This is a genomic window from Curtobacterium sp. MMLR14_010 (assembly GCF_001865015.1).
Taxonomy (GTDB): domain Bacteria; phylum Actinomycetota; class Actinomycetes; order Actinomycetales; family Microbacteriaceae; genus Curtobacterium.
In genome coordinates this window covers 217,566-229,052 of the sequence record NZ_MJGV01000068.1, presented here as the reverse complement: position 1 = coordinate 229,052, position 11,487 = coordinate 217,566, and the positions used below count along the sequence as shown (strand labels likewise).

Below are 11,487 nucleotides of genomic sequence, written 5' to 3'. Positions count from 1 at the left end.
CTCCGAGGTCGTGGACGGGCGGTGTGCCATGCTGCCGTCATGCAGCACGACGTCCGACCGATCGAGCCCGCCGACGCCGAACGGCTCGGTGACCTCCTCGCTCGGAACCGCGCCTGGCTCGCCCCGTGGGACCCGGTCCGTCCCGAGACCTTCTTCACGGTCGACGGCCAGCGTGCTGAGATCCAGTCGGCGGTCCGGCGGCGACAGCAGGGCGTGATGATGCCGCTCGTGATCACCACCGACGGGGTCGTCGTCGGTCGGATCAACCTCAACTCGATCGTGATGGGGGCGTTCTGCTCCGCCACCCTCGGCTACTGGGTGTCCGAGGACGCCGCGGGCAACGGTGCCGCGACGGCAGCGGTCGGACTCGCGACCCGGATGGCCTTCGACCGGCTCGGGCTGCACCGGGTGGAGGCCGGCACGCTCCCCCACAACGAGCGGTCGCAGCGGGTCCTCGCGAACAACGGCTTCGAGCGCTACGGCTACGCGCCGCGGTACCTGCGGATCGCCGGCGAGTGGCAGGACCACGTCCTGTTCCAGCGCCTGGCCGACTGAGCCCGGCGGGCCCGCCGCGGGCCCGTCTGCGCGAGATCGAGTCTCGCCCCCGCGGATGACCTGCGTAGTCAGGAGCGCGCACGATGTCCGTGGCACCGAGACTCGGCGCGCGCGGCGCCCGCGGCGCGAGCGAGCGCGCGCGGCGGACGCGTCAGTGGACCACGCGCGCGCCGTGCACCGGGCCGGTGGCACGGACCGCGACGAGCCCGGCGGCGCTCAGCGCGACCTGGACCTCGAGCGCGGCGTCGATGTCGGCGACCAGGAACGCGACCGTCGGCCCACTCCCGGACACCAGCCCGGCGAGGGCACCGGAGCGCTCCCCGACCTCGAGCGTGGCGGCGAGCCCAGGCTGGAGGTGCATCGCCGGCGCCTGCAGGTCGTTGTGCAGGCAGTCGGCGAGCAGGTCCGGGTCGCCAGCACGCAGGGCCTGCAGCACGTTCGACTCGACCACGGGCGTCGAGGGTGCCGGCGCGATGTCGGCACGGTAGCGCTCGCGGTGTTCGTCGAGCGCGCGGTACACGGCCGGCGTGGAGAGTCCGTCGTCGCTGAGCGCGAGCACCCACTGGAACTCGCCCTTGGCCAGCGCGGGGCTCAGCTCGTCGCCGCGCCCGGTGCCCACCGCGGTCCCGCCGGCGAAGGCGAACGGCACGTCCGCCCCGAGCTCGGCCGCCAGCCGCAGGAGCTCGTCGCGGCCAAGGGCGGTGCCCCACAGCGTGTCGACCGCCAGGAGCGTCGCCGCCGCGTCCGCCGAGCCGCCACCCATGCCGCCGGCGACGGGCACCCGCTTGTCGATCGTCAGCCGCACGCCGCCCGAGTACCCGGCGGTCTCCGCGACGAGCCGCGCCGCCCGGATCGCCAGGTTCGTGCCGTCGACCGGGACGCCCGTGGTGTCCACGGAGCCGGTGAAGGTCACGCTGAAGTCGTCGGCCTGTTCCGCGACGACGTCCTCGAACAGGGACACGGCCTGGTACGCCGTCGCCACGTCGTGGTAGCCGTCGTCCTGCAGGGCACCGACGGAGAGGAACACGTTGATCTTGCCGGGAGCGCGCGTCCGAACGCGGGTCGGTGCCGCCAGCGAGGTCATGTGTCCAACCTATCCCGCTCCGGTCCCGCTGCTCTCCGCCCGCTCACGAGGCGGCAGCTCACGAGGCAGCCGCGAACCCCCGCGCCAGGTCCGCCAGGATGTCGTCCGGGTGCTCCAGGCCGATCGACAGCCGGATGAGTCCCTCGCCCACCCCCGCGGAGGCCCGCTCCGACGGGGTCATCTGCACGTGGGTCGTCGACGCCGGGTGCACGACGAGCGACCGGACGTCTCCGATGTTCGACACGTGGTCGAACAGCTCCAGGGCCGCGACGAACCGACGCCCGGCCTCGACGCCACCGGCCAGGTCGAACGCCAGCACCGCCGACGGCCCCTTCGGTACGTACCGCTGCTGCAGGTGGTGCCACGGGGAGCCCGGCAGGCCGGCGTAGTGCACGTGCTCGACCTGGGCGTGGGCGTCCAGCCACGCGGCCACCGTGGCGGCGTTCTGCACGTGCCGGTCCATCCGGAGCGACAGGGTCTGGATGCCCTGCAGCACGAGGAAGGCGTTGAACGGGGCGATCGCGGGCCCGAGGTCCGCCGACAGCTTCGACCGGGTGCGCTGGATGAACGCTCGCCGTCCGAACTTCTCCGCGAAGTTCGTACCCGAGAACCCCGAGTGCTCGGTCGTCGCGAGCTGCGGGTACTTCGCCGGGTACGCCGCCCAGTCGAACGTGCCGCCGTCGACGATGAGCCCGGCGATCGCGCTGCCGTGTCCGGCCAGGTACTTCGTCGCCGAGTGCACGACGATGTCCGCACCGTGCTCGATCGGTCGGACCAGGTACGGCGTTGCGATGGTGTTGTCGACGATGAGCGGGACCCCGGCGTCGTGTGCGACCCCGGACACCCCGGCGAAGTCGAGGACGTCCCCGCGCGGGTTCGGGATCGACTCCCCGAAGAACGCGCGGGTCTCCGGACGCACCGCTGCGGCCCACTCCGACAGGTCGGTGGGGTCCTGCACGAACGTGAACGCGATGCCGAGGTCCTTCAGCGTCGACGCGAACAGCGTGTAGGTCGCCCCGTACAGCGACGCGCTCGACACGATGTGGTCACCGGCGCGGGCGAGCCCGAGCACCGCGAGCGACGTCGCCGCCTGCCCGGACGCGAGCGCGAGGGCGGCCACCCCGCCCTCGAGGTCGGCGATCCGACGCTCGAGCGCGGCTGCCGACGGGTTGTTCACCCGCGAGTAGGTGTGCCCCGGCGCGTTCAGCAGGAACCGGTCGGCGGCGTCCTCCCCCGACGGGTAGACGAACGCTGCGGTCTGGGCGATGGGCGGCACGTTCCCGCCGAAGCCAGGGTCGGACTTGAACCCGGCACGGATCTGCCGGGTCTCGAAGGCCCAGCCGTCCTCGACCGCCATCAGGACACCAGCCCTGCCGCGACGGACGACGGCACCGACGCCCGCACGAGCGGGATGACCTGCTCGCCGAAGCGCTCCATCTCCTCCAGCTGCGGCGAGAACTGCAGCAACAGGGTGTCGACGCCCGCGTCCTCGTACTCCCGGATCCGTGCCGCGACCTGCTCCGGCGTCCCGACGAACTGCGGCCGCAGCCCCCGGTTCGACACGGAGTAGTCCTCGAGCGAGGGCACGTGCTCCAGCTGCGACTTCGAGATGAAGTCCTGGTACGACTCGTAGGCCTTGCCGTGCTGCACGTCGGTGACCCGCGCCAGCTCGGCCTGGGCCTCTTCCTCGGTCTCGCGGACGATCGCGTACGCGGCCATGCCGAACGCCTCGAACGGCGGCAGCCCGGCGTCCTCGCGACGCTGGCGCATCTCGGCGATCTTCGCCCGGAGTTCCTCGACGGTCCCGCCGTGGGTGACGTAGGCGTCGGCGTAGTGCGTGATGCTCGCCTTGCCGGCCTCGCTCTCGCCGCCAGCGTAGATGCGCGGGGTGACGCGCGGCTTCGGCTCCAGGTGCGCGTTCTCGACGTCGTAGTACTCGCCGTGGAACGAGTACGGCGTCTCGCGCCACAGCCCCTTCATGACCTCGACGAACTCCGCCGTGCGCTTGTAGCGGTCGTCGTGCTCGGAGAAGATGCCGCCGTACTGGCGGGCCTCCTCCGCCCACCAGGCGCTCACCACGTTGAACGTGAAGCGACCGCCCGAGATGTCGTCGATCGTCGCCGCCTGCTTCGCCGTCACGGCGGGCAGGTGGTAGCCCGGCCGCATCGCCGCCATGATCTCGAGCCGGTCGGTCGTCGCCGCGATGGCTGCGGCGAGCGCCCAGGCCTCCAGGCTCGGTGCCGCAACGCCCTTGATGTCGTTGAGGTTGAGCTCCGGCACGAGCGTCAGGTCGAACCCGATCTGCTCGGCGCGCTGCGCCAGCCGCTTGACGTAGTCGAAGGTGACCGGCATCTGCTCGTCGTCGACGTTGCGCAGCCAGCCGCCGAAGAGCGGGGTCCAGTATCCGAATCGCACGGTGGTGGGTTCCTCAGGTGGTGAGCGGAGACGGACGGGAGGCTCGGTGCCGGTGGCGAGCCGGGCCTCCCGTCCGGTGGGTGGTCAGGTCAGACGTGCGCCGCTGCGCCCGCTGGTGCGGGCTGGTACTCGGCGTCCAGGAGGCCACCGAGGTACCGGGCGATGGAGCGCGGGCCGGAGGCCGGCGCCGCGTCCTCGACGGCGGGGTTGTAGTTCGTGTTCGTGTTGATGTCGTAGACCACGGTCCGTCCGTCGGTCGTCTCCATGAACTCGACACCCGCGATCGTGACGCGCTGGTCGGCCAGGAACGTGCGGAGCTGCTGCACGAGGGGGTGGGCGGCCGTGACCTCGGTGCGGACGCTGAAGGCGGGCGGGGCACCCGCGGTCTCGGTGCCCGGGACGTCGCAGACGGCTCCCGCGATGACCTGCGGCACCTCGCACGCGTCGGCGGGGCAGAGCTCGAAGCTGCCGGCGCTGGTGTCGACGCGGACGGCGTAGACGAACTCGCCGCCGACGAACTCGACGCGGGTGATGAAGGGCTCGCGCGCCGTCAGGTACTCCTGCAGCAGGGTGATGCCGTCGACAGGGGCCTCGAACTCGGGGCTGTCGACGTAGGCGTCGAACTCGGCGAGCGAGTCGAACCGACGGACGCCGAGGCCCTTGCCGCCCTGGTTGTGCTTCGTGATGAAGGGGACGTCCTGGCCGTCGGTGAAGGTCCGGGCGGCCTGCTTGAGCGTCGTCGTGCCGAACACGGCCGTGGTGCGCGGGACGTCGAACCCGGCCTGCTGCAGGAGCCCGTGCTGGGCGACCTTCGAGACCTCGAGCTCGAGCACGTGGCTGCCGCCGACGACCTGGCGACCAGCTCGTTCGAGCCAGCCGAGCACCGCGCGGGTGTACTCCTTGCTGTGCTCGTGCCCGCGGGTGTGGGAGCTCGCGGACATCCTCGACCAGTAGACGCCGGGCTCGGGCTCGGCGCCGAGGTCGATCTGCCCCTCGGTCAGGAGGATCTCCTCGACCGGGACGCCCTCGGCCTCGAAGGCGGCGGCGAGCGGCGGGAACCACTCGGGGTTCTCGTGGATGACGTACACGCGCGGAGTGCTCACGCGTCCACCCTAGGCACGGTCGGTCGGCGGGTGCCAGGTGTGTGACGTGGCGCTACTCGGAGAAGACCTGGGCGCCGACGACGCCCAGCAGCTCGAGCTTCTGGGCGTCCTCGCTGCCGGCTGGTGCCGTGAAGAGCAGGAGCGCCTGCGCCTGGTTCGACGTGTGCAGGACCTGGCAGTCGACGGTGATCCGCCCGAGCTCCGGGTGAACGAAGGTCTTGTGGTCCTCCCACCGACTGCCGACCTCGTGCAGCGCCCAGAGTGCGCGGAACGCCTCGCTGTGCGCACTGAGGTCAGTGACGAGAGCGGCTGCCCGACGGTCGCCGGGGCCCGCTGCGCCGACCGCGGCACGGAGCGCGGCGACCTGGGCACGGGCGAGGCGCTCGTGCTGTTCCGGCGCGTACCGGGCGGGTTCGGTGTCGGTCATGAACCAGCGCCACGGCTGGTAGCGCTCGTTGCCGGTCAGACCGACCGTGCTGCCGAGGAGCGCAGCGCCGAGCCGGTTCTCCACGAGGGTCTCGCCGAGGTCGCTGACGACGATGGCGGGCGTGTCCTCGAGGCGGTCGAGCACGCGGAGGATCGCCGGGTCGACGTGGTCCGAGCGGTGGACACGCACCGGGGCGTTGTGGCCGGCGAGCCGGAGCAGGTGGTCGCGCTCGTCGAGGCTGCACCGGAGCGCGCGGGCGATCGCGACGACCATCTGCTCGGACGGCTGCGGGCCCCGCTGCTGTTCGAGGCGCGTGTAGTAGTCGGCCGACATCCCGGCGAGGGCGGCGACCTCCTCGCGGCGGAGCCCGGGCGTGCGCCGACGGGCCCCCGTGCCGAGCCCGACGTCCTCCGGGCGCAGGAGCTCCCGGCGACGGCGGAGGAAGTCGGCGAGTTCGGGACGGTCCATGCGCATCAGTCTGCTGCGCGGCGCCCGTCGGTGCCAGGGACCGGCGGTCCCCCGATGTCCGGCCTCTGGATGGCCGGTGCGCGGCCGGGCATCGTGGTCGTCATGGACATCACGAACGCAACCGTCTTCATCTCCGGCGCGACCTCGGGCATCGGCCTCGGGCTCGCCCTCCGCCTGCAGCAGGCCGGCAGCACCGTCGTCATCGGCGGGCGCCGCCAGTCGCTGCTCGACTCCCTCGCCGCCGAGCACGGGTTCGGCACCGTGCAGCTCGACGTCGACGACCCGGCCTCGATCACCGCCGCTGCGGCCTCCGTCACCGAGGCGTACCCGGCGCTCGACACCATCGTCACCATGTCGGGGATCATGCGCCAGGAGGACCTGCGGTCGTCGGCCCACCTGGCGGACGCCGAGGCCACCGTGACGACGAACTTCCTCGGCACCGTGCGGCTCGTCGACGCGTTCCTGCCGCACCTGCTCGCGCAGCCGGCCGCCACCGTCATGACCGTCTCCTCCGGGCTGGCCTTCACGCCGCTCGCCGCGACCCCGACCTACAACGCGATGAAGGCCGCCGTGCACTCGTACACGCTGTCGCTCCGGCAGCAGCTCGTGGGCTCCCCGGTGTCCGTGCTCGAGCTCGTGCCGCCGGCGGTCGCGACCGACCTGCAGGGCGAGGGCGTGGACTTCGGCGGGATGCCGCTGTCGGCGTACCTGGACGAGGTCGTCGCGCTGCTGTCGTCCGGGGCGTCGCCGGAGATCCTCGTGCAGAACGTACTGCCGCTCCGGTGGGCCGAGCGCGACGGCACGCAGCAGCAGCTCATCGAGATGCTCGCGGCGCACTGAGGCGGGTGGCTCGTCTGCTCGGTGCGAGCCGGCGGGGGCTCGGTGCCGGCCGGCAGGCGCTCGGTGCGAGGTTGGCCACCTCGTGCGCGGCTGTCGGCCCGCACGGGGTGGTCAAGGTCACACGGGACGAGGGGGGCTCGCACCGTGCAGCCCGTCGATCAGCCCTCGGACGGGCTCTGCCGTCGGCGCCGTCGGAGGATGCGCTCCGCCATGCCGAGGCCCACGACGACCACGACCGCGAGCAGGCACAGCAGCGGTGGGACGTCCGAACTCGTCCGGAGCAGGACGTACCCGAGCGCCGCGACCATGGCGGAGGTGAGGAGCTCGGTGCGCGTCGACACCGTGCCGGGATCGTCGTCATCCTGCTCGGGGTCGTCGTCGCCGAGGGTGGCGAAGTTCAGACCCCAGAAGACGATCCCGACGGCGAGCACCACCGACACCCAGGCGACGTCACTCCCCGGGGACGCCAGGAGCCGCGAGATCCCGATCCCGCCGACGACCAGACCGGCGAGCACGAACAGCAGCGTGATGGTGAGCGTCAGGCGGTTCGGGCGGTGCACGTCGCGAGCCTATCCGCGACGGAGCCCCATCTCGCTACGCCTCCCGTCCGTACCTGCATTTGACATGGGAGTCGACAGGAGAGGTGGCGCTCCGCCAGGATGGGAGCATGGGGAACGCGCACCACGAGGAACACATCGGGACGTCGATGGCCTTCCGACTGCTCGGCATCGGCATGGTCCTGGGCAGTGTGGCGATCGCGGTGGTGCTGGTCATGGCACCGTCCAGCGCCGGTTCCGAACCGAACGCCGTCGACCTCGCCGTGATCATCACCACGATGATCATCGTCGCCGGCCTCGGAGTCGCCCTGGCGATCGCGCGGATGTCCGTGGTGATCGACGACGCGCTCGTGATCCGTATGACGCCGTTCTGGTACCACCGCACCATCGACCCGGCGACCATCACCGAAGCCGTCCCCGTCGAACTGCGCGGATCACAGTGGGGAGGCTGGGGCATCCGGTTCGGCCTGGGGACCGGCACCGGCGTGCTCATGGACAACGGCCCCGGCGTCCGGCTCCGCATCCGGGGCAAGCGAGACCTGTCGTTCCGCTGCGAGGACCCGTACGCGGTGATCGCCGCGCTCCGTACGAACGGAGCCAGCACCGGCGCCAGAGCGACGGGCCGCGGGGCGAACGAGCGCTAGGCCGCCGCGAGGACCGTCCGTCCGAGGCGCACGAACTCGTCGACGCCGAGCTCCTCACCACGGGCCGTGGGTGCGATCCCAGCGGCCTCGAGCATCTCCGACGCGCTGGCACTGCTGCCGAACAGCCCGGACAGCGCCTGCCGGAGCATCTTGCGACGCTGCTGGAAGGCGGCGTCGACGAGCGCGAACACCTGCGCCCGCAGCTGCTCGTCGCCCGGCGGGTCATGACGGACGAACCCGACGAGGACGCTGTCGACGTTCGGCACCGGCCAGAACACCTGCCGGCTGACCTGCCCGGCGATCCGCCACGAGCCGTACCAGGCGGCCTTGACGCTCGGCGAACCGTAGACCTTGCTGCCCGGGTCAGCGGCGAGGCGGTACCCGACCTCGGCCTGCACCATGACGAGCGAGCGCTCGATCGACGGGAAGGTCGCGAGCAGGTGCAACAGCACGGGCACGGAGATGTTGTACGGCAGGTTCGCGACCAGGTGCGTCGGGGCGACGGCGAGGTCGGCCGCGGCGAGCCGGAGGGCGTCCTGGTGCACGACCGTCAGCCGGGCGTCGGGCTGCATGGCCGCGACGGTCGCCGGCAGCCGGGCTGCGAGCCGACCGTCGATCTCCACCGCGGTGACGGGAGCGCCGGTCTCGGTCAGTCCGAGCGTCAGCGATCCGAGGCCCGGCCCGACCTCGAGCACCTGCGACGTGGCCGTCACACCGCCCGCGACGACGATGCGTCGGACGGTGTTGGCGTCGTGCACGAAGTTCTGCCCGAGCTTCTTGGTCGGGGTGACGTCGAGCTGCGTGGCGAGGTCGCGGATCTCGGCGGGACCGAGCAGGGCGCTCATTCGTCCACCGTCACCGGCTCGGCATCCCAGGCGCCGTAGACGAGCTCGGTGTTCGACGCGATCTGCGCCGCGAGCATCGAGGCGTCGGTGCCGAGGGTCTCGGCCATCGAGCGGAGGGTGAGCGGGATCAGGTAGGGGGCATTCGGCCGGCCGCGGAACGGCGTGGGCGTCAGGTACGGCGCGTCGGTCTCGACCATGACCAGGTGCCGGGGTGCGACGTGCAGGGCGTCGCGGAGCAGCTGGGCGTTCTTGAACGTCACCGTGCCCGCGAAGGACATGTACCAGCCGCGCTCGGCGCAGAGCCTGGCAAGGTCGGGGCCGCCCGAGAAGCAGTGGAAGACGGTCTTCTCCGGAGCGCCGACGCGGTCGAGGACCTCCACCACGGCGTCGTGGGCGTCACGGTCGTGGATCGTCAGCGCGAGGTCGTGCTCCTTGGCGATCCGGATGTGCTCCTCGAACGAGCGGACCTGGGCGTCGCGGCCGTCGTCGCCGGTGCGGAAGAAGTCGAGCCCGGTCTCACCGATGGCCCGGACGCGGGGCATCGCGGCGAGTTCGGCGATGCCGGCCAGGTGCTCGTCGAGGAGTCCCTGGGCGTCGAGCGCGGGTGCTTCGTTCGGGTGCAGCGCCACGGCCGCGAGCACGCGGGGCTCACGGGCGGCGATCGACGCGGACCACTGCGAGGTCGCGAGGTCGGTGCCGACCTGCACGACACCGCGGACGCCGACGCTCGAAGCGCGGTCGAGGTGCTCCCGGTAGTCGAGGGCGTTGTCGCCGCCGTCCGCGATCTCCATGTGCGTGTGGTTGTCGTACACCGGCACGACGAGCGCCTGCGGCAGCGGCGGATAGGACAGGTCCCGCTTCGGGTCCGCCGCGTCGCCACGCGTGCGGAGGTGCGCGTCGCTCACGCTGCGCCCTGTTCCGCCTGCTCGATGCGCGGGAAGAGCCCGGACTCGAGCGGCGTGACCTGGTCGGCGCCCTGCCACTCGAAGGCGCGGTCGACCCGCTGCTCGTCGATCGTGCCGCCGGCGCCGATGGAGGCCCAGAGCTTCGCGGTGGCCTTCGGCATCACCGGGGAGGCCAGCACGGCGACGGTCCCGAGCCCGCGCAGCGCGGTCGTCAGCACGGTGCCGAGACGCTCCCGCTGGGAGTCGTCCTTCGCCAGCGCCCACGGCTGCTGCTCGGTGATGTAGCCGTTCAACGCGTCGACGAGCTCCCACGTGGTGGCGATGGCGTCGTGCGGCGCGAACGCTCCGATCGCCGCGTCCGCACGCTCGGTGACGGACCGCGCGAGGTCGTCGACCGCGACGTCGGACGGGGACAGCTCACCCCGCGACGGCACGGCGCCGTCGAAGTACTTCTGCAGCATCGCGAGGATGCGCGACGCCAGGTTGCCGAACCCGTTCGCGAGTTCAGCTTGGTAGCGCGCCGAGATGTCCTCCCACGAGAAGTTGCCGTCCTGCCCGAACGTGATGGCGCGGAGGAAGTAGTAGCGGAAGGCGTCGGACCCGAACGTGTCGGTGATCTCCGACGGCGCGATGCCGGTGAGCTTCGACTTCGACATCTTCTCGCCGCCGACGAGCAGCCAGCCGTGGCCGAACACGCGCTCGGGCACCGGCAGCCCGGCGGCCATGAGCATCGCGGGCCAGATCACCGCGTGGAACCGGGCGATGTCCTTGCCGACGATGTGCACGCTCGGCCACAGACGCCGGAAGGCCTCGTCGTCGTCACTGCCGTAGCCGAGCGCCGTGACGTAGTTGAGCAGGGCGTCGAACCACACGTAGAGCACGTGGTCGTGGTCCCACGGGATCTTGATGCCCCAGTCGAAGCTCGACCGCGAGATGGAGAGGTCGCGCAGGCCCTGCTTGACGAAGGAGACGATCTCGTTCCGGACGCTCTCGGGCTGGATGAACTCGGGGTTCGACTCGTACAGGTCGAGCAGGCGCTGCTCGAAGTCGGACATCCGGAAGAAGTAGTTGCGCTCGGACAGGACCTCCACCGGGATGGAGTGGATCGCGCAGACCTGCTGGCCCTCGTACGCACCGGTGCCGGGCACCAGGTCGCTCGGCTGCTTGTACTCCTCACACCCCACGCAGTAGAAGCCCTCGAACTCGCCGGCGTAGATGTAGCCGTCGTCGTGGAGCTTCTGCAGGAAGGCGGTCACGCCGCGCTCGTGGCGGGCGTCGGTGGTGCGGATGAAGTCGTCGTTGGCGATGTCGACGGTGCCGAGCAGCGGCTTCCAGGCGTCGGTGACCAGGCGATCGGCCCACTCCTGCGGGGAGACGTCGTTCGCCGAGGCGGTGCGCAGGATCTTCTGCCCGTGCTCGTCGGTGCCCGTGAGCAGCCAGGTGTCGTCGCCGCGCTGGCGGTGCCACCGCGCGAGGACGTCAGCGGCGACCTCGGTGTAGGCGTGCCCGATGTGGGGCACGTCGTTCACGTAGAAGATCGGCGTGGTGATGCTGAACGAGGAGCCGTCGGACATGCGGACCATCCTACGGGCGCGCCCAGACCTGATGACGCGCTCGGCGGCGGTCTGTGGAAAACCCGGACTG

General features: G+C 71.6%; 12 protein-coding genes. 3 read left to right on the top strand and 9 right to left on the bottom strand.

What is annotated here, in order from left to right; translation table 11 throughout:
- Window positions 1-39 precede the first annotated feature (39 nt).
- The gene (locus BIU98_RS14970; RefSeq protein WP_071278276.1) at window positions 40-555 is read left to right on the top strand and encodes a GNAT family N-acetyltransferase; all 516 of its coding nucleotides are present in this window, start codon (window positions 40-42) and stop codon (window positions 553-555) included.
- A 151-nt stretch (window positions 556-706) separates the two neighbouring features.
- Here BIU98_RS14970 and BIU98_RS14965 read toward each other — a convergent pair whose 3' ends face one another.
- From BIU98_RS14965 to BIU98_RS14945, 5 genes are all read right to left on the bottom strand, one after another.
- Window positions 707-1,639, bottom strand: a complete 933-nt coding sequence (locus BIU98_RS14965; RefSeq protein ID WP_071278274.1) for a 4-(cytidine 5'-diphospho)-2-C-methyl-D-erythritol kinase — start codon at window positions 1,637-1,639, stop codon at window positions 707-709.
- Window positions 1,640-1,697: 58 nt separating this feature from the next.
- Window positions 1,698-2,996: an O-acetylhomoserine aminocarboxypropyltransferase/cysteine synthase family protein gene (locus tag BIU98_RS14960; RefSeq protein WP_071278272.1), complete on the bottom strand. Its 1,299-nt coding sequence runs from the start codon at window positions 2,994-2,996 to the stop codon at window positions 1,698-1,700.
- The gene (locus BIU98_RS14955) at window positions 2,996-4,054 is read right to left on the bottom strand and encodes an LLM class flavin-dependent oxidoreductase (RefSeq protein ID WP_071278270.1); all 1,059 of its coding nucleotides are present in this window, start codon (window positions 4,052-4,054) and stop codon (window positions 2,996-2,998) included. The genes BIU98_RS14960 and BIU98_RS14955 overlap by 1 nt, the downstream gene beginning before the upstream one ends.
- 89 nt (window positions 4,055-4,143) lie before the next feature.
- Window positions 4,144-5,157, bottom strand: a complete 1,014-nt coding sequence (locus tag BIU98_RS14950; protein ID WP_071278269.1) for a RimK family alpha-L-glutamate ligase — start codon at window positions 5,155-5,157, stop codon at window positions 4,144-4,146.
- 52 nt (window positions 5,158-5,209) lie between these two features.
- Window positions 5,210-6,052 carry a helix-turn-helix transcriptional regulator gene (locus BIU98_RS14945; protein WP_071278389.1) on the bottom strand — a complete coding sequence of 281 codons (843 nt, stop codon included), beginning with the start codon at window positions 6,050-6,052 and terminating at the stop codon, window positions 5,210-5,212.
- A 102-nt stretch (window positions 6,053-6,154) separates the two neighbouring features.
- Here BIU98_RS14945 and BIU98_RS14940 point away from each other — a divergent pair, with 102 nt between their 5' ends.
- Window positions 6,155-6,892 carry an SDR family oxidoreductase gene (locus tag BIU98_RS14940; RefSeq protein ID WP_071278387.1) on the top strand — a complete coding sequence of 246 codons (738 nt, stop codon included), beginning with the start codon at window positions 6,155-6,157 and terminating at the stop codon, window positions 6,890-6,892.
- A gap of 158 nt (window positions 6,893-7,050) precedes the next feature.
- Here the strand turns inward: BIU98_RS14940 and BIU98_RS14935 are convergent, their stop codons facing one another.
- Window positions 7,051-7,452: a hypothetical protein gene (locus BIU98_RS14935; protein WP_071278238.1), complete on the bottom strand. Its 402-nt coding sequence runs from the start codon at window positions 7,450-7,452 to the stop codon at window positions 7,051-7,053.
- Between the two features lie 107 nt (window positions 7,453-7,559).
- Between BIU98_RS14935 and BIU98_RS14930 the strand changes: the two genes are divergently transcribed.
- Window positions 7,560-8,093, top strand: coding sequence for a hypothetical protein (locus tag BIU98_RS14930; protein ID WP_071278236.1), 534 nt, complete (start codon window positions 7,560-7,562; stop codon window positions 8,091-8,093).
- Here BIU98_RS14930 and rsmA read toward each other — a convergent pair.
- The 3 genes from rsmA to metG are packed head-to-tail and all read right to left on the bottom strand — an operon-like array spanning window position 8,090 to window position 11,417.
- Complete coding sequence (rsmA, locus tag BIU98_RS14925) at window positions 8,090-8,938, bottom strand: 16S rRNA (adenine(1518)-N(6)/adenine(1519)-N(6))-dimethyltransferase RsmA (protein ID WP_071278234.1); 849 nt, start codon at window positions 8,936-8,938, stop codon at window positions 8,090-8,092. The two genes, BIU98_RS14930 and rsmA, sit on opposite strands and share 4 nt — an antisense overlap.
- Window positions 8,935-9,843 carry a TatD family hydrolase gene (locus BIU98_RS14920; protein WP_071278232.1) on the bottom strand — a complete coding sequence of 303 codons (909 nt, stop codon included), beginning with the start codon at window positions 9,841-9,843 and terminating at the stop codon, window positions 8,935-8,937. Before BIU98_RS14920 ends, rsmA begins: the two co-directional genes overlap by 4 nt.
- Window positions 9,840-11,417, bottom strand: coding sequence for a methionine--tRNA ligase (gene metG / locus BIU98_RS14915; protein ID WP_071278385.1), 1,578 nt, complete (start codon window positions 11,415-11,417; stop codon window positions 9,840-9,842). The genes BIU98_RS14920 and metG overlap by 4 nt, the downstream gene beginning before the upstream one ends.
- Window positions 11,418-11,487 lie beyond the last annotated feature (70 nt).